General features: G+C 65.3%; 16 protein-coding genes. 11 read left to right on the top strand and 5 right to left on the bottom strand.

Translation table 11 applies throughout. The annotated features are described in order from the left end of the window. The first annotated feature begins 16 nt into the window (after positions 1-16). The 8 genes from glpD to QTI66_RS12825 all read left to right on the top strand — a co-directional run bounded on the left by glpD (position 17) and on the right by QTI66_RS12825 (position 8,504). Positions 17-1,660, top strand: coding sequence for a glycerol-3-phosphate dehydrogenase (gene glpD / locus QTI66_RS12860; RefSeq protein WP_444814992.1), 1,644 nt, complete (start codon positions 17-19; stop codon positions 1,658-1,660). Next, positions 1,644-2,735, top strand: coding sequence for an ABC transporter ATP-binding protein (locus QTI66_RS12855; protein WP_286560010.1), 1,092 nt, complete (start codon positions 1,644-1,646; stop codon positions 2,733-2,735). Before glpD ends, QTI66_RS12855 begins: the two co-directional genes overlap by 17 nt. Position 2,736: 1 nt before the next feature. Next, positions 2,737-3,807, top strand: coding sequence for an ABC transporter ATP-binding protein (locus QTI66_RS12850; RefSeq protein WP_286560009.1), 1,071 nt, complete (start codon positions 2,737-2,739; stop codon positions 3,805-3,807). Continuing rightward, positions 3,804-4,694: a carbohydrate ABC transporter permease gene (locus tag QTI66_RS12845; RefSeq protein WP_286560008.1), complete on the top strand. Its 891-nt coding sequence runs from the start codon at positions 3,804-3,806 to the stop codon at positions 4,692-4,694. The genes QTI66_RS12850 and QTI66_RS12845 overlap by 4 nt, the downstream gene beginning before the upstream one ends. Beyond that, entirely contained in the window at positions 4,691-5,503 is an 813-nt protein-coding gene (locus QTI66_RS12840; RefSeq protein WP_286560007.1) for a carbohydrate ABC transporter permease, read from the top strand. Before QTI66_RS12845 ends, QTI66_RS12840 begins: the two co-directional genes overlap by 4 nt. Before the next feature lie 120 nt (positions 5,504-5,623). Beyond that, positions 5,624-5,932, top strand: coding sequence for a DUF2160 domain-containing protein (locus QTI66_RS12835; RefSeq protein WP_286560006.1), 309 nt, complete (start codon positions 5,624-5,626; stop codon positions 5,930-5,932). A gap of 105 nt (positions 5,933-6,037) precedes the next feature. After that, complete coding sequence (locus tag QTI66_RS12830) at positions 6,038-7,852, top strand: ABC transporter substrate-binding protein (RefSeq protein ID WP_286560005.1); 1,815 nt, start codon at positions 6,038-6,040, stop codon at positions 7,850-7,852. A gap of 97 nt (positions 7,853-7,949) precedes the next feature. Then, positions 7,950-8,504 carry a histidine phosphatase family protein gene (locus QTI66_RS12825; protein WP_286560003.1) on the top strand — a complete coding sequence of 185 codons (555 nt, stop codon included), beginning with the start codon at positions 7,950-7,952 and terminating at the stop codon, positions 8,502-8,504. A 3-nt stretch (positions 8,505-8,507) separates the two neighbouring features. On the opposite strand, the gene QTI66_RS12820 is transcribed toward QTI66_RS12825, so the two are convergent. The 5 genes from QTI66_RS12820 to QTI66_RS12800 are packed head-to-tail and all read right to left on the bottom strand — an operon-like array spanning position 8,508 to position 14,270. After that, complete coding sequence (locus QTI66_RS12820; protein WP_286560001.1) at positions 8,508-9,122, bottom strand: HD domain-containing protein; 615 nt, start codon at positions 9,120-9,122, stop codon at positions 8,508-8,510. Positions 9,123-9,124: 2 nt separating this feature from the next. Continuing rightward, positions 9,125-10,264, bottom strand: a complete 1,140-nt coding sequence (gene mltB, locus QTI66_RS12815) for a lytic murein transglycosylase B (RefSeq protein ID WP_286560000.1) — start codon at positions 10,262-10,264, stop codon at positions 9,125-9,127. A 53-nt stretch (positions 10,265-10,317) separates the two neighbouring features. Continuing rightward, the gene (locus QTI66_RS12810; protein WP_286559999.1) at positions 10,318-12,318 is read right to left on the bottom strand and encodes a transglutaminase TgpA family protein; all 2,001 of its coding nucleotides are present in this window, start codon (positions 12,316-12,318) and stop codon (positions 10,318-10,320) included. A gap of 49 nt (positions 12,319-12,367) precedes the next feature. Then, on the bottom strand, positions 12,368-13,336 hold the full coding sequence (locus tag QTI66_RS12805; RefSeq protein ID WP_286559998.1) for a DUF58 domain-containing protein: 969 nt from the start codon (positions 13,334-13,336) through the stop codon (positions 12,368-12,370). A gap of 13 nt (positions 13,337-13,349) precedes the next feature. Beyond that, positions 13,350-14,270, bottom strand: a complete 921-nt coding sequence (locus QTI66_RS12800; protein WP_286559997.1) for an AAA family ATPase — start codon at positions 14,268-14,270, stop codon at positions 13,350-13,352. Positions 14,271-14,347: 77 nt separating this feature from the next. Here QTI66_RS12800 and QTI66_RS12795 point away from each other — a divergent pair, with 77 nt between their 5' ends. The 3 genes from QTI66_RS12795 to QTI66_RS12785 all read left to right on the top strand — a co-directional run. Next, the gene (locus QTI66_RS12795; RefSeq protein WP_286559996.1) at positions 14,348-15,301 is read left to right on the top strand and encodes a histone deacetylase family protein; all 954 of its coding nucleotides are present in this window, start codon (positions 14,348-14,350) and stop codon (positions 15,299-15,301) included. 6 nt (positions 15,302-15,307) lie between these two features. Next, the gene (locus QTI66_RS12790) at positions 15,308-16,582 is read left to right on the top strand and encodes a mechanosensitive ion channel family protein (protein WP_286559995.1); all 1,275 of its coding nucleotides are present in this window, start codon (positions 15,308-15,310) and stop codon (positions 16,580-16,582) included. A gap of 158 nt (positions 16,583-16,740) precedes the next feature. Next, on the top strand, positions 16,741-16,959 hold a 219-nt coding region (locus tag QTI66_RS12785), incomplete at its 3' end, for an electron transfer flavoprotein subunit beta/FixA family protein (protein WP_444814991.1).

Below are 16,959 nucleotides of genomic sequence, written 5' to 3'. Positions count from 1 at the left end.
GTGCAATAAATCACGAATGGATGGTGACCCGCTTGTGAGCGCTGTTCTTTCTTCTTCGTTCTCGTCGGGCCCCGTGCCACCCGCCAGCCCCACAGCTGATTGCGATGTGCTCATCGTCGGTGGCGGCATCAATGGCTGCGGCATTGCGCGCGACTTGGCGGGCCGCGGCTTGCGCGTGGTGCTGTGCGAGAAGGACGATCTGGCGTCGCACACTTCGTCGTCCTCCACCAAGCTGATCCACGGCGGGTTGCGCTATCTCGAGTACTACGAGTTCTCCCTTGTGCGCAAGGCGCTTCAGGAGCGCGAAGTGCTGCTCAAGAGCGCGCCGCACATCATGTGGCCGCTGCGATTCGTGATGCCGCACGACCCGACGATGCGGCCCGCATGGATGATCCGCATCGGCCTGTTCATGTACGACCACCTGGCGCATCGCGAAGTGCTGCCGGGCTCCCACACCATCGACCTGCGCCGCCATGTGGCCGGCGAACCGCTCAAGAAGGAATTCAAGCGCGGCTTCGTTTACTCGGACGGCTGGGTGGACGACGCGCGCCTGGTGGTGCTCAACGCCATCGACGCGCGGGAACGCGGCGCCGAGATCCTGACGCGCACGCGCTGCATCGCGGCGCACCGCGATGCGACCGGTTGGTCCGCCACGCTGCAGAGCGCGCAAGGCACGCGCTTCCTGCGGGCACGGGCCGTCGTCAACGCGGCCGGGCCGTGGGCGGAATCCTTCTTGCGCGGCGTGGCACAACCGGCGCGCGGCGAAGCCTTGGCGACCAAGAGCCTGCGCCTGGTCAAGGGCAGCCACATCGTGGTGCCGCGGGTCTTTGCGCACAACCACGCATACATCTTCCAGAACCCGGACAAGCGGATCATCTTTGCGATTCCCTACGAGCATGACTTCACGCTCATCGGCACCACCGACATCGAACTGGGTGGCGATGACCCGGGTGCCGCCCGCATCGCGGAAGACGAGATCGACTACCTGTGCGTGCAGGCCTCGCGCTACTTCGAAGAGCCTGTCACGCGTGCCGATGTGGTGTGGAGCTATTCCGGCGTGCGCCCCTTGCTGGACGACGCATCGGGCGACCCCTCGGCCGTGACGCGCGACTACCTGCTGGAGCCCAACACCACGGCCGCGCCGCTGATGTCGGTGTGGGGAGGCAAGATCACCACCTTCCGCAAGCTTGCGGAAGACGCTGCCGACGAGGTGGGCCGCATGCTCGGCGAAAAGCGCGCTGCATGGACGGGCAATGCCTTCCTCGCAGGCGGCGACCTGTCGGCGTGGATCGGCAAGGCCCAGCGGCCGGATGTGGATTTCGGGCGCTTCGTGGAGGCCGTCGAGACAAGGCATCCATGGTTGGAAGCACCCTTGGCAAGACGGCTCGCACGGGCTTATGGTTCGCGCATCGATCGGGTGCTCGGCGATGCCGCGTCAATGGCCGACATGGGCGAGGAGGTCGCTCCAAGCCTGCACGAGCGCGAACTGCGCTATCTGCAGCTCGAGGAATGGGCGCTGAGCGCCAGCGACGTCCTGTGGCGGCGCTCCAAGCTTGGCCTGCACTATGGCGAGGCCGAGCGCCAACAGGTGGCTGCATGGATGAACGCACACGCCGGCATGCAAGAACAACAGGAGGTCCGCCATGCAACTGTCCCTTGAGCGCGTCACCAAGAAGGTGGGCGCCCAACAGTGGTTGTATGAGCAGAGCATCGCGCCGCGCAGTGGTGCGGTCACCGTGTTGCTGGGTGCCACGCAGTCGGGCAAGACCAGCCTCATGCGCCTCATGGCGGGCCTTGATGCGCCGACCTCCGGCAAGGTGCTGGTCAATGGCGAGGACGTGACCGGCGTGCCGGTGCGCCAGCGCAACGTGGCGATGGTGTACCAGCAGTTCATCAACTACCCCTCGCTCACGGTGGGAGACAACATCGCGTCGCCGCTGCGCCTGCGCGGCGAGGCCAACGTCGATGCGCAGGTGCGCGATCTGGCGGAGAAGCTGCACATTGGCATGTTCCTCGACCGCTATCCGGCTGAGCTTTCTGGTGGACAACAACAGCGCGTGGCGCTGGCACGTGCGCTGGCGAAGAACGCACCGCTGATGCTGCTCGACGAGCCGCTGGTGAACCTCGACTACAAGCTGCGTGAAGAGTTGCGCGAAGAGCTTTCTCACCTTTTCGCGACGGGTGATTCCACCGTCGTCTATGCCACGACGGAGCCCGGTGAAGCGCTGCTGCTGGGTGGCTACACGGCCGTGCTCGACGCGGGCGAACTGCTGCAATACGGCCCGACGGCCGAGGTGTTCCATGCGCCGCAGTCGTTGCGCGTGGCGCGTGCCTTCAGCGATCCGCCGATGAACCTGCTGGCGGGACGATCCAGTGCAGACGGCATCCATCTGCTCGGCGCCAAGGGCGGCGATGACGGGCTGGTATTGCCCATCGCGCTGCCGCATGGTGTCGAAGGTTCCGTCACCGTGGGATTGCGCGCCAGTGCGCTGGACGTGGCCGGCCACGACGGCGATATCGCCTTGCCCGGCAAGGTCGAACTGGCGGAGATCTCAGGCTCCGACACCTACGTCCACTTGCAAAGTCCTGCCGGCGAACTGGTGGCGCAGCTCACCGGTGTGCACCGCTTCGACCTCGGCGCGACCGTGACCCTGCGCTTTCGCCTCGCCAGCGCCTACGTGTTCGACAGTGGCGGCCAACTGGTGGTGGCGCCCGACTGGCGAAAGGGGAACTGACATGGCGCGCATCGACCTCGACCTGGCCCACGCCTATCGGCCCCATCCGAAGCAGGACAGCGACTATGCGCTGCTGCCGCTGAAGATGAGCTTCCGCGACGGCGGCGCCTACGCCTTGCTCGGCCCCTCGGGCTGCGGCAAGACGACGATGCTCAACATCATCTCGGGCCTGCTCACGCCTTCGCAAGGAACCGTGAAGTTCGATGGCGGGGACGTCACCGGCGCCACGCCGCAGGAGCGCAACATCGCGCAGGTCTTCCAGTTCCCGGTGATCTACGACACCATGACTGTGGCGGAGAACCTGGCCTTTCCGCTGCGCAATCGGCAGGTGCCGGCGGACCGCATCAAGCAGCGCGTGGGGCGTATTGCCGAGATGCTGGAACTGAGTGGGCAACTCAACCAGCGTGCGGCGGGCCTTGCCGCTGATGCCAAGCAGAAGATCTCACTGGGCCGCGGCCTCGTGCGCGAAGACGTGTCGGCCGTGCTCTTCGACGAGCCGCTCACGGTGATCGATCCCCACCTCAAGTGGCAACTGCGGCGCAAGCTCAAGCAGATCCACCGCGAATTGAAGTTGACGCTGATCTACGTCACGCACGACCAGGTCGAGGCGCTCACCTTTGCCGACGAGGTCGTCGTCATGACGCGCGGCAAGGCGGTGCAGGTCGGCAATGCCGAGGCGCTGTTCGAGCGGCCGGCGCACACCTTTGTCGGCCACTTCATCGGCTCGCCGGGCATGAACTTTCTCTCGGCCGAAAGCAGCGGGGGCCGGGTGCAATTGGCCGGCACACGGCTGGACGCCCCGCGCCCCTTGCCGGACGGCTTGCTCAAGGTGGGTATCCGCCCTGAGTACCTGCGCCTGGCGCCGATCTATGCGGCGGGAGCCGTTCCCGGCACGGTGACACGGCTGCAGGACATCGGCACGCACACGTTGTTGACGGCCTCCGTCGAAGGCGGGACGCTGAAGGCGCGATTGCCGGGCGGCGCCGAATTGCCCGAGGTTGGCGAGGCAGTGTGGCTGCGCGTGCTGGACGCCCACACCTGCTATTACCGCAACGAGGAGTTGGTCGCATGAACTCGACGACGAAACCGATCAACCAGAAGGCATGGCTGCTGGTGCTGCCGGTGCTGATCTGCGTGGCTTTCTCGGCCATCGTGCCCTTGATGACGGTGGTCAACTATTCGGTGCAGGACATCATCTCGCCGGAGCGGCGCGTGTTCGTGGGCACGGAGTGGTTCTCCTCGGTGATGCGTGACAGTGAATTGCATGCGGCGTTGTGGCGGCAGCTGACGTTCTCGATTGCGGTGCTGGTGGTTGAAATCCCCTTGGGCATCGCACTGGCGTTGTCGATGCCGGCCACCGGATGGAAGGCATCGGCAGTGCTGGTGATCGTTGCGCTGTCGCTGCTCATTCCGTGGAACGTGGTTGGCACGATCTGGCAGATCTACGGGCGCAGCGACATCGGCCTGCTCGGTCACCTGCTGCTGCAGATGGGCATCAACTACAGCTACACGGGCAATGCGACGCATGCGTGGATCACGGTGTTGATCATGGATGTGTGGCACTGGACGCCGCTGGTGGCGCTGCTGTGCTACGCGGGGCTGCGTTCCATTCCGGATGCGTACTACCAGGCGGCGCGCATCGATGGCGCCAGCAAGTTCGCGGTGTTTCGCTACATCCAGCTGCCCAAGATGCGCGGTGTGTTGATGATCGCGGTGCTGCTGCGCTTCATGGACAGCTTCATGATCTACACGGAGCCCTTTGTGCTGACGGGGGGCGGGCCGGGGAACGCGACGACTTTCCTGAGCCAGTACCTGACGCAGAAGGCGGTCGGGCAGTTTGACCTGGGGCCGGCGGCTGCGTTCTCGCTGATTTATTTCCTCATCATCCTGTTGCTGTGCTTCATGCTCTACAACTGGATGCAAAGGGTGGGGACGCAGGATCTGGAGGAGGTCAAATGAACGACAACCGCTTCCACAAGCGCAGCATCTTCCTGGTGCTGTACATCCTGTTCGCGCTGTTGCCCATCTACTGGATGATCAACATGAGCTTCAAGACGAACGTGGAGATCCTGTCGAGCTTCTCGTTCTTTCCGCGCGAGTTCACGCTGTCGAACTATGTGCGCATCTTCACCGATGCGTCTTGGTACTCGGGGTACATCAACAGCCTGATCTACGTGGGCATCAACACGGTGATTTCGCTCACGGTGGCGCTGCCGGCCGCCTATGCGTTTTCGCGCTATTCCTTCCTGGGCGACAAGCATGTGTTCTTCTGGCTGCTGACCAACCGGATGACGCCGCCGGCCGTGTTCCTGCTGCCCTTCTTCCAGCTCTACAGCACCGTCGGGCTGATGGACACGCACCTGGGCGTGGCGCTGGCGCATTTGCTCTTCAACGTGCCCTTGGCGGTGTGGATCCTCGAAGGTTTCATGAGCGGCATTCCGCGCGAGATCGATGAGACGGCGTACATCGACGGCTATTCGTTTCCGCGCTTCTTCCTCACGATTTTCCTGCCGCTCATCAAGGCCGGTGTGGGTGTCGCGGCGTTCTTCTGCTTCATGTTCAGCTGGGTGGAGTTGCTGCTGGCGCGCACGCTCACCAGCGTGAACGCCAAGCCGATCGTCGCGACGATGACGCGAACGGTGAGTGCTTCGGGCATGGACTGGGCGACCTTGGCGGCTGCGGGTGTGCTGACCATCGTGCCGGGCGCGATCGTGATCTGGTTCGTGCGTCACTACATCGCGAAGGGCTTCGCGATGGGACGGGTTTGAATTTTCTCCCTCCCCCGCCGGGGGAGGGCAGGGGTGGGGGCACCGGGCGTCAGCAAGGGACGCATGCCCCCATCCCAACCTTCCCCCGGAGGGGGAAGGAGCAAGACAAGGAGACATGACATGTTCAAGTGGATGGTCTGGACCACGCCGGTGGCGGTGTTCTTCACCTGCATCGCCATCATGCTGGTGGGCATGACGCTGTGGGAAATCAAGTCGCCCACCACGATGCGGCGTGGCTGGCTACCGCTTGAAACCACGCGCGGCGACAGGCTGTTCATCGGCCTGTTGTCGGCTGCCTATGTGAACCTCGCATTCGTCGGCCTCGCCGGCAAGTTCAAGGACTGGCTGAGCCTGGACGCGGAACCGTCGATCTGGATCGGCTTCGTCATTTCGATGTTTGTCCTCGCGCTGGTCATGCGCAAGGGCTGAACGGCAACAAGACAAAAGAGCAAGAACATTCGAATCCGGCTCCCCGCCTTCCCGGGGCCGAACAAGATTCTGGAACGGGAAGGCGACCACCGAGGAGACAAGAGGATGAAGACGCGTTACACAGCACTGGCGCTGGCCGCTGCACTGGCGATCGCGGCGTGCGGCAAGAAGGAAGAACCCGCTGCACCGGCCGCGCCGCCGGCCGCGGCACCTGCTCCGGCAGCGCCCGCGGCTCCTCCGGCCGCAGCAGCGCCGGCCGCCTCCGATGCGGTCAGCAAGTGGATCGAGGAATTCACCCCGTCCACGCTTTCCAAGGAACAGCAGCAGGCCGAACTCAAGTGGTTCGCCGATGCGGCCGCCAAGCTCAAGGCCAAGGGCGTGACGGAGATCTCGGTCGTGTCCGAGACCATCACCACGCACGAGTACGAATCCAAGACCATGGCCAAGGCCTTCGAGGAGATCACCGGCATCAAGGTCAAGCATGACCTGATCCAGGAAGGCGACGTGGTCGAGAAGTTGCAGACGTCGATGCAGTCGGGCAAGTCGATCTACGACGGCTGGATCTCCGACTCCGACCTGATCGGTACGCACTACCGCTACGGCAAGGTCATGAACCTGACCGACTACATGGAAGGCAAAGGCAAGGAGTACACCAACCCCGGGCTGGACCTGAAGGACTTCATCGGCACCAAGTTCACCACCGCGCCGGACGGCAAGCTCTACCAGTTGCCCGACCAGCAGTTCGCCAATCTCTACTGGTTCCGCGCCGACCTGTTCGCCAAGCCGGAACTCAAGGAGAAGTTCAAGGCCAAGTACGGCTATGACCTGGGCGTGCCGCTCAACTGGAGCGCATATGAAGACATCGCAGAGTTCTTCAGCGTCGACGTGAAGACCATCGACGGCAAGCCCATCTACGGCCACATGGACTACGGCAAGAAGGACCCGTCGCTGGGCTGGCGTTTCACCGACGCGTGGCTCTCGATGGCTGGCGAGGCAGACATCGGCAATCCCAACGGCCTGCCGATTGACGAGTGGGGCATCCGCGTGGCTGACGACAAGTGCACGCCGGTGGGCGCATCGGTCGCGCGCGGCGGCGGCACCAATTCGCCGGCCGCCGTCTACGCGCTCACCAAGTACGTCGACTGGATGAAGAAGTACGCCCCCAAGGAAGCCACCGGCATGACCTTCGGCGAAGCCGGCCCCGTGCCGGCGCAGGGCCAGATTGCGCAGCAGATCTTCTGGTACACCGCCTTCACCGCGGACATGACCAAGAAGGGCCTGCCGGTGGTCAACGACGACGGCACGCCGAAGTGGCGCATGGCGCCCGGCCCGAACGGCCCGTACTGGAAGCAGGGCATGCAGAACGGCTACCAGGACGTGGGCTCATGGACCTTCTTCGCGGACCATGACGAGAACAAGACGGCGGCCGCCTGGCTCTACGGGCAGTTCATCACGTCCAAGACGACTTCGCTGAAGAAGACCATCGTCGGCCTGACGCCGATCCGCGAGTCCGACATCCAGTCGCAGGCGATGACCGACATGGCGCCCAAGCTGGGTGGCCTGGTCGAGTTCTACCGCAGCCCGGCGCGCGTGGCCTGGTCGCCAACCGGCACCAACGTGCCCGACTACCCCAAGCTCGCGCAGCTGTGGTGGAAAAACGTGGCCGAGGCCGTGACGGGCGAGAAGACCCCGCAGGCGGCGATGGACAACCTGGCCAACGAGATGGACGACGTGATGGCCCGCCTGGAACGCGCGGGCATGGCCAAGTGCGCACCCAAGCTCAATCCCAAGGGCGACCCCGCCAAGTGGCTGAGCACGGAGCACGCACCGTGGGCGAAGCTGGCCAACGAAAAGCCGAAGGGTGAGACCATCGACTACGACAAGCTGCTGGGTGCCTGGAAGGAAGGCAAGGTGCGCTGAGCGCAGGCAGTCAATAGTTGCCACTTGGGGCTGCTGCACTTTCGGGTGCGGCAGCCCTTTTTGCATTGGGGTCGGGTGCTTTGTTAGTGTGACGCCCATGCAAAGACGTCAATGGCTTGGGCTGGCGATGCTGCCCTTTGTCGGCAGCCGGGTGCACGCCGATCCGGCAGCGATCGGGCTCTTGCGCGCCGGCGCGTGCGCAGTGCTCCTGCGCCACGCCCAAACGACGCCGGGCGTCGGCGATCCGCCGGAGTTCAAGCTGGGCGACTGCAGCACGCAGCGCAACCTCAGCGACTCGGGACGTGCGCAATCCCGGCGCATCGGCGAGTGGTTTGCGGCGCAGCGGTTGAAGCCTTCTGCCGTGCGGTGCAGCGCCTGGTGCCGCTGCATCGACACCGCGCAACTGGCCTTCGGACGCCACACGCCATGGCCCGCGCTCAACTCCATGTTCAACGATCGCGCACAGTCCCCGGCCGCCAACCAGTTGCTGCGCGACGCCCTGGCCTCGATCCCATCGGGGACCTTCGAGGTCTGGGTCACACATCAGGTGAACATCACGTCGCTGACGGGGGAGCCGACGTCAATGGGGGAGGGCGTGATCGTGGATGCGACGGCACGGGTGCTCGCGCCCGCGCGCTTCGCTGCAAGTTGATGCTCAGCCGATGGCGTGGCGCAGGTTGGCGCGCGCGCTGGCTTCGCAACGTGCCCGAACACCGGGTGTCTGGTAGAGCGGGTCGCGTGCCAGGAAGCTGGCCAGTATCTGGCGGCGTCGCGCTTCGAAGGTGTCCTGGGGCACGTGCGCGTATTCGCGGCGGATCTGCTGCTCGTATTCCGCGAAGCGTTCAGCAGGCGCGCCAAGGATCGACAGGTCGATGTCGACCAGCAATCGCGCATCGGCATCGACGGGTTGCACGTCGTGCCGCGTGGCCATGACCAGTGAATGCACCCGCTCCGCGACATCTGCGGCGGCGCCGGCCGCAAGCAGCGCGCTGCGCGCCCAATCGGCGCTGCGTGCTTCGTTGTCGTGCGCGTTCAGGTCGTAGATGGCATCGTGGAACCAGAGCGCCAGCGCAACCTCTCCCGGCCGTTCGGCTGAAGCGCGTTCGCGTTCAAAGCCGTCGAGGCACTCGCGCAGGTGTTGCAGGGTGTGGTAGTGGCGCTGCGGCTCGCTGTAGCGCGCCACCAATTCGTTGAACAGCGCTTCATCGGGAACTGCGACCCCAATATCGGCCCATGCCTCTTGCCACGACGACTGCAGCGGCTCACGCATCGTCACTGATCCATCGACGCCTTGATCGCATTGCCCAGATCCAGCACGGACATCGCGTAGTAACTGCTCCAGTTGTACCGCGTGATGACGTAGAAGTTCTTGGTGCCTGCGTAATAGGTTGGCGCGTCGTTGCCGTTCTGCAATTCGATGAGTGCCAGCAGGCCCTTGTACTGCTCGGCCTTGCGGTCCAGCACCGCGCCTGCGGCCACGAAGCTGTCGGCGCTGAAGGTGGGCACGATGTCCGGTGCCAGGAGCACCGACTTCTTCAGGCGCGCTTCATCAAAGTCCACCGGAAAGACCGCCGGACGGCCAGGTTCCCAGCCGAAGGCCTTGAAGTAGTTCGCCACCGAGCCGATCACGTCGGCGGTGCTGTGCACGAGGTCGATGCGGCCGTCGCCGTCGAAATCGACCGCGTACTTCGCGATGCTGCTGGGCATGAACTGCGGCATGCCCATGGCGCCGGCGTAGCTGCCCAGCGGCGCCATCGGGTCTTCGGCGGTGCGGCTTTCGGTGCTCAGGAAGCTCTCGAGTTCGCCGCGGAAGAAAGCCCTGCGCTCGGCCGCGCGCGGGTGGCCATCGGGAAAGTCGAACGACAGGGTGGCCAGCGCGTCGATCACCCGGAAGCTGCCCATGTTCTGGCCATAGATGGTTTCCACGCCGATGATGCCCACGATGATCTCGGGCGGCACGCCGAACTGGCCTTCGGCCCGCGCCAGCGTCACCGAGTTCGCGCGCCAGAAGCGCGCGCCGGCGGCAATGCGGGTCTGATCGATGAAGCGGCCGCGGTAGGCGCGCCAGTTCTTCGGCGTGCCCACCGGCGCCGGGAGCATCAGGCGCGGAACGTTGGAGAGAAAACGTGCGTTGCCGATCGTGGCACGCACCCACTCGCGATCGAGGTTGCGCCTGGCGGCGATTTCGTCCGCAAACTGCATGGCGTCCTCGCGCGTCGAATACGGCACGCCGCCGCGCACGGCGCTGGCGCCGCTGGAGGCGGCCTGCGTTGCAGCGGGATGCTTGCCCGACGGTTTCTTGTGAGGGGTGGCCGCGCTGGCGCAGACGCCAAAGGCCAGCAAGGCAAGGGCGAGCGGAACAGCTTTCAGCGAGCAGGACAAGGAGGAGGACAACGGAAAGAGGCGGCGCATCGGCGCATTGTGCCGCCCGGATTCGCCGCGCCCGCGCAGCGTCACACCCCGTTTCAGCGCGGCCAGTGCAATCGTGTGAATTCCGCACGCAATGCGGACAGGGCTTGTGCCGGCGCAGGGCTGTAGCGCTGCGATTCCAGGCGCAGGAGCCACTCGCAAACGTCATCAACAGACTCGCCAAACTGGTTGCGCAATCGTTTCGCCATCTCGCGTGGCGGCACCGATTCGGGCAGGTCGACGCCGGCGCGTTGAAGACGGGTGCGCGTGCGCGCCAGCAGGCGCAGCCACGGATCGTGCTGGCTGCGTTCCCACAGCGTCCACGCCGCGCCCGCGAGGCTGACGCCGATCAGCAGGGCGAGCAGCAGGGAGACAAGGTCCTGCATGCTCGGCGCGCTGAATCCGATGTTCTTGAGCAGGTTGAGCTGGCGACCCTGCGTGTAGTTGAGCACCCACTGGTTCCAGCCGTTGTTCACTGCTTCCCATGCCGCGCGAACGTGCTGCGCAAAGGTCGGGCTCATGGCGTTGAAGGCGCCGGCGAACACGCCGGTGGGCGCGGCCAGCCGCTGGAAGGCGCCCACGCGTCCCGGCGAGACGGCCGCGGTGGGGTCCACGCGCACCCAGCCCGTGCCTTCCTGCCAGACCTCGGTCCATGCGTGGGCGTCGCTTTGCCGGATCGTCCAGAAGCCATCGACGTCGTTGATCTCGCCGCCCTGGTAGCCCGTGACGATGCGCGCCGGGATGCCTGCCGCGCGCATCAGCACGGCAAAGGCGGAAGAAATGTGCTCGCAGAAGCCTTCCTTGCGGTCGAACCAGAACTCATCGGCCGAGTCCAGCCCGTAGACGCCGGGATCGAGCGTGTAGCTGTAGCCGCCCGTTCGCAGGCGCTCCAGTGCAGCGCGCACGAAGTCGGCCGTCCGGCGGCCGCTGAGCGCCGGGTCCGCGCGCATCTGCGCCGCGAGGGCGACGGTGCGCGGGTTCAAGCCGGTCGGCAGCGCCGTGTAGGCCTGCAGGCCTGCCACGCGATTGACCGGTCCGCTCGTGTATTGGGGAAAGCTCACGGCCCGATAGCGCACCATATCGGTCGTCGGGCGGTTGCTCATCCATTGAAGGTCGCCCGTTTGCTGCAGTTCGTAGCCCGGCGCATCCGGTGCAGTGGGAGCCACGTCCAGCGTCAGAAGCCAGGGGTGGTTGGCGGGCTCGAGCGTGACTTCGTAGCGCACCGGCGCGCCCTGCACCTTGAGGTTGGTCGGCACCCGCGCCGCCGCAAAGGATGAAAGCGCCTTCCATTCCTGCCCGTCGAACTGCGCGAGCACCGGGCCGCGAAAGTAGAGCTCGCGCTGCGGCGGAATCCGGTTGTTCTCGAACTGGATGCGCGCGGCGATGGTGCTGTCCAGTGCGAGTTCCGCGACCGCGCCGACACGCATCGTGTTCGACAGGCCCGTGCGCCCGGCCATCGCGTCGCTCGGCGTGCCCCACAGCGGCGCCATGCGCGGAAACAGCACGAACAGCGCGACCATGATGGGCGCGCCCAGGAGCGCCATGGAAGCGGCCGTGCGCGCGGCCTGCATGAGCGGCGGGCGTCCCACCGGCATGTGGGCGTTGACCAGTGCGGTGAGCAGTCCCAGCAGGGCCAGCAGCATCGCCAGCGCCGTCAGCAGCGCCTGCGAGTAGAAGAAGTTCGTGAGCATCGCAAAGAAGCCCAGGAAGAAGATGACGAAGGCATCGCGCCGCGCGCGCAGTTCCAGCGTCTTCATCGCCAGCAGCAGCACCACCAGCGTGACCCCGGCGTCGCGGCCCAGCAGGGTGCGGTAGGTGATCCCGGTGGCCACGAGCGCAGCGCCCAGCAGGGTCAGGCGCATCCACATGCCCGGCAGCGGCTTGGCCTGAACGGCGAGGGTGCCGCGCCATCCCAGGATGACCACGGTCAGGGCGGTGCACCACCACGGCAGGTGGCTCACCTGCGGCAGCACGATCAGCGCGATCACGCAAAGCAGGAAGAGTGTGTCGCGCGCATCGCGCGGCAAAGCGCCGAGGCGGGCCAGGCGCGACTTCATGACCGGCCCCTTGTCGCCGCGATCGCTCGCAGGGGATGCGGGACAGCCTTCAGCATGTCGCAAGCACCTCCAGGCATTGGCGCTTGTGCGCTTCGCCCTGCGAAGGCGCCAGGGTCCGGCCCGGCAGTCGCAGGCCGTAGTCCACGCCCAGCCGGTCGGCCATGAGCACCCACGCACACAGGCGGGACAGGCGCGCCTCGTGGCCCGGCAGGCCGGTGTGCAATGCGTCGAGCCACAGCTCCTGGCGTTGCGCCTGCTGCGTGTCGCGGCTGAAAAGTTCGTCCGAGCCCGCGGCTTGCGCGCGGGCTGCTTTCTTCCACACCACCATCTTGAGCGGATCGCCGCGACGATAGGCGCGCATGCCGTCGTACTCGCCGGCGTTCTGCATGCGGGCGCTGGCCACGGCGGGCGAGCCGCTCATGGGTTCGCCGGGCGGAAGCGGCGGCGGGTGCAATTCGGGCGTCGGGTACACCAGCACCTTGGCGGCCGGACGCCACACCGTCCAGACGCGAAAGGTGCCCAGCGGAAAGCGCGTTTCCGCCGTCAGCGGCGGCACCGCGTGCAGTCCGCGCCGCTCGGGCTTGAACGCAATCTCGACGGTGGCGCTGCCTTGCGCGGGCACATCGCACCACGCCCATTGGCCGCTGCCGCGCACCGCCATGCCGATGCCGTAGCGCACGCTGCGCCGCGTGTTGTCCAGCACCACGCGAAACACAGCGGCCGCGCCGGCAAACTGCGCATCGGGCTGTACCAGATGCATCGCCAGCCCGCGCAGCGTCGCGTGGCACACGTGCATGCCGACCGCGACACAACCGGCCAGCAGGAAGGTCAGCAGGTAGCCCAGGTTGAGCTGGTAGTTGATCGAGCCGATGAGCAGCACCAGCACCGTCGCGCCCAGCATCCATCCCGCCCGTGTCGGCACGATGTAGACGTTGCGTTGCGTGAGTTCAAGCCGGTCCGACGGCGGCCGGCGCGAAAGGAACCACCCGTCGATTTGCCGTCTGATCGTGGCAATCACGGCCTGGGTCCCGTCATGGCAGGGGAACGGCGGCCATCATCGCGCGCACCTGCTCGACCGCACCGCGACCGGCGTCGCCGACGGGCGTCAGCCGGTGCGCAATGGTCTGCGGCAGCACGGCCTGCACGTCGTCGGGCGCCACGTAGTCGCGATTGGCCAGCAGCGCCTGCGCCTTGGCGGCGCGCAGCAGCGCGATGCCCGCGCGCGGCGACAGGCCCTGCAGGAACCATCGCCCGGAGCGCGTGGCCGCCATCAGGTCCTGCACGTAGTTGAGCAAGGGCTCCGCCGCGTGCACCTGTTGCACGCGTTGCTGCAGGGCGTTCAGTTCGCCGGCCGTGAGCAGGGCAGGCAGCTGCGCCAGCAGCTCGCGCCGATCCGCGCCCGCCAGCAGCGCGCGTTCGGCCGCGCGGTCGGGGTAGCCGAGCGAAATGCGCATCAGGAAGCGGTCGAGCTGCGATTCCGGCAAGGCGAACGTCCCCAGCTGCTCGTTGGGGTTTTGGGTCGCGATCACGAAAAACGGCGTGGGCAGGGCGCGCGTCTCGCCTTCGATGGTGACCTGCTTTTCTTCCATCGCTTCCAGCAGCGCGCTTTGGGTTTTCGGGCTGGCGCGATTGATTTCGTCGGCCAACAGCACCTGCGCAAAAATCGGTCCGGGATGGAATACGAAAGTTTGCTGTCCGCGGTCGTAGATGGCCACGCCGGAGAGGTCGCCCGGCATCAGGTCGGCCGTGAACTGCACGCGCGAAAAGTGCAGACCGAAGGTGTGGGAGAGCGCGTGGGCCAGCGTGGTCTTGCCCACCCCCGGAACGTCTTCGATGAGCAGGTGCCCGCCCGCCAGCAGACAGGCCACGCAGTCGCGCACCTGGGCCTCTTTTCCCACAATCACCGTGTTAAGCTGACCCAGCAAACTGGCGAGCTTTGCCGCAACGTCCATTTTTGTATCCATTTGCAAACCATACCGTAGGTCAGCGGTCTTTGCCGTAAAAGACCTTCGGGCCGAAAAGCCGAATCATGGGCAAGACGGGTTACTTCACACATCGCGATTTCTGGAAGCACGAGATGGGCAAGGGCCATCCCGAATGCCCGGAGCGCCTGGACGCCATCGAGGACAGGCTGCTCAGCAGCGGCGTTGGCGATGCGCTTGAACATTGCGATGTGCCGCTGGCCACGCTCGATCAACTGTTGCGTGCGCACTCCGAAGAGCATGTTGAGCACTTGCAGGCGCTGGCGCAACGCCTCACCGATGCGATATCCGTGGGCGGTCCGACACATGCCGCGGTCGATCCGGACACGTCCATCAACACCTTCACCATGCTGGCGGCCCGCCGCGCGGCCGGCGCTGTCATTGCCGCGACCGATGCCGTCATGGCCGGCGAGCTGGAGAACGCCTTTTGCGCCGTGCGCCCGCCCGGCCACCATGCCTGCCGTGACAAGGCGATGGGCTTCTGCTTCTTCAACAACGTGGCGATTGCCGCGCGCCATGCCATCGAAAAGCACGGGCTGGAGCGCGTGGCCGTGGTCGATTTCGACGTGCACCACGGCAACGGCACGGAAGACATCCTGTCGAACGATCCGCACGTGCTGATGGTCGGCATCTTCCAGCACCCGTTCTACCCTTACAGCGGCGCCGACAACCCGGCGCCCAACATGCTCAACGTGCCCGTGCCGGCCTACAGCCGCGGCATGGACGTGCGCGAGATCATCGAGTGCCTGTGGATGCCGCGGCTGGAAGAATTCAAGCCGCAGATGATCTTCATCAGCGCAGGCTTCGATGCGCACCGCGACGACGAACTGGGCCAGCTCGCGCTCAACGAGAACGACTTTTCGTGGATCACGAGCCGTGTGTTCGACGTGGCGCGGCGCCACGCCAAGGGCCGCATCGTGTCGATGCTCGAAGGCGGCTATCACTTCAATGCGCTGGCGGGCAGTGTTGAGGCGCATGTGCGTGTGCTGGCAGGTCTTTGACGACGGATGCAAGATTTCTTTTCGAGGCTGAACCAGGTCCACGCGCAAAGTCTGTGGATTGAAGCGGCGGCCCTGGCGGGCTGCATCGTGGTTGCATGGGGCATTTGCCATTGGGTCGGACGCGGCCAGCGCAAGGATTCGATCTGGTTCGGCGCGCGCGTCTTCGATGGCCTGCTTTTCCCGCTGCTTGCGCTCCTGTTTTCCGACCTGGCGCGGCGGGCGCTCCAGCAGGTGCAGACCGTGCTCGTGCTCGAGGCGGCCGTGTCGGTGTTCCTGGCGCTGGTGGTGGTGCGGCTCGTCGCGCGCGTGCTCGCGGCGGTGTTCCCGAAATCCGAACTGGTTCGCCTGACCGAACGCGCCGTCACCTGGTTCGCATGGGTGGGCGCGGTGCTGTGGACGGTGGGCCTCCTGCCGTGGCTGCTCGAACAGCTCGACCAGATCACCTTGGCCTTTGGCAAGACGCACGTCAGCCTGCGCACGATCCTCGACGGGGTGTTCTCCGCCGGCCTGGTCCTGATGATCGCGCTGTGGATATCCTCCACCGTCGAAAAACGCCTGCTCGACGAAGCGATCCACGACCTGTCGATGCGCAAGGTGGCGTCGAATGCGGTGCGTGCCGTGCTTCTGCTCGTGGGCCTGTTGTTCGCGCTGTCGAGTGTGGGCGTGGACCTCACGGCGCTCTCGGTGCTGGGTGGCGCGCTCGGCGTGGGCTTGGGCTTCGGCTTGCAGAAGCTCGCGGCCAACTACATCAGCGGCTTCGTGATCCTGCTGGAGCGTTCCATCCGCATCGGCGACAACGTCAAGGTCGACACCTTCGAGGGCCGCATCACCGACATCAAGACGCGCTACACGCTCATCCGCGCCGGCAACGGCCGCGAGGCGATCGTGCCGAACGAGTCGCTCATCACCAACCGGGTCGAGAACCTGTCGATTGCCGACCGCAAGTTCGGCATCACCACGAACATCGTGGTGGGCTACGACAGCAGCGTTTCGAAAGTGCAGGAGATCATGTGCGACGCGGCAACGGCGCAGTCGCGCGTCATGAGCGACCCGGCACCCGCGGCCTATTTGTTGAACTTCACGCCCGATGGCCTGGAGTTCAGCTTGAACTTCTGGGTTTCCGATCCGGACAAGGGGCAGGTGAACCTGCGCTCGGACATCAACATCACGATCCTCGAGGCGCTGCGCGCCGCGGGCATCAGCATTTCCAATCCTCAGCGCGTTCTTCGAATCGAATCCTTACCGAAGTCTTTGTCCAAAACGATGGATGCTGACCTATAATCGTGAAAAAAGCACGACCGTTCGTTTTTTGACGGCAAGGTCGGCGCCACGAGATTTGAGAGATTTGATATAGGCAGGGTACGCAAGGCGGGCGGTCCTAAAATGTCCCGTTTTCCTGCAAATTCACCCCGGTTTCGCAATCCAATGGAGTCACACCAATGAAGGTTCTTGTCCCCGTCAAGCGGGTCGTCGACTACAACGTCAAGGTCCGCGTCAAGTCCGACGGCACGGGCGTCGACATCGCCAACGTCAAGATGAGCATGAATCCCTTCGACGAAATCGCCGTCGAAGAGGCGGTTCGCTTGAAAGAAAAGGGCGTTGTCACCGAAATCATCGCCGTCTCCTGCGGCGAAGCGAAGTGCCAGGAAACCCTGCGC

Source organism: Variovorax brevis, from assembly GCF_030317105.1.
Classification (GTDB): Bacteria; Pseudomonadota; Gammaproteobacteria; order Burkholderiales; family Burkholderiaceae_C; genus Variovorax; species Variovorax brevis.
The sequence above is the reverse complement of the archived record's forward strand: the minus strand, read 5'-3'. Positions and strand labels throughout refer to the sequence as shown.

Coding starts and splice junctions, on each gene's coding strand:
- QTI66_RS12820 (WP_286560001.1), bottom strand. CDS start 9,122: ATGCGTGAGCCGCTGCAGTCGTCGTGGCAAGAGGCATGGGCCGATATT.
- QTI66_RS12845 (WP_286560008.1), top strand. CDS start 3,804: ATGAACTCGACGACGAAACCGATCAACCAGAAGGCATGGCTGCTGGTG.
- mltB (WP_286560000.1), bottom strand. CDS start 10,264: ATGCGCCGCCTCTTTCCGTTGTCCTCCTCCTTGTCCTGCTCGCTGAAA.
- QTI66_RS12795 (WP_286559996.1), top strand. CDS start 14,348: ATGGGCAAGACGGGTTACTTCACACATCGCGATTTCTGGAAGCACGAG.
- QTI66_RS12810 (WP_286559999.1), bottom strand. CDS start 12,318: ATGAAGTCGCGCCTGGCCCGCCTCGGCGCTTTGCCGCGCGATGCGCGC.
- QTI66_RS12800 (WP_286559997.1), bottom strand. CDS start 14,270: ATGGACGTTGCGGCAAAGCTCGCCAGTTTGCTGGGTCAGCTTAACACG.
- QTI66_RS12790 (WP_286559995.1), top strand. CDS start 15,308: ATGCAAGATTTCTTTTCGAGGCTGAACCAGGTCCACGCGCAAAGTCTG.
- QTI66_RS12850 (WP_286560009.1), top strand. CDS start 2,737: ATGGCGCGCATCGACCTCGACCTGGCCCACGCCTATCGGCCCCATCCG.
- QTI66_RS12825 (WP_286560003.1), top strand. CDS start 7,950: ATGCAAAGACGTCAATGGCTTGGGCTGGCGATGCTGCCCTTTGTCGGC.
- glpD (WP_444814992.1), top strand. CDS start 17: ATGGATGGTGACCCGCTTGTGAGCGCTGTTCTTTCTTCTTCGTTCTCG.
- QTI66_RS12830 (WP_286560005.1), top strand. CDS start 6,038: ATGAAGACGCGTTACACAGCACTGGCGCTGGCCGCTGCACTGGCGATC.
- QTI66_RS12855 (WP_286560010.1), top strand. CDS start 1,644: ATGCAACTGTCCCTTGAGCGCGTCACCAAGAAGGTGGGCGCCCAACAG.
- QTI66_RS12835 (WP_286560006.1), top strand. CDS start 5,624: ATGTTCAAGTGGATGGTCTGGACCACGCCGGTGGCGGTGTTCTTCACC.
- QTI66_RS12840 (WP_286560007.1), top strand. CDS start 4,691: ATGAACGACAACCGCTTCCACAAGCGCAGCATCTTCCTGGTGCTGTAC.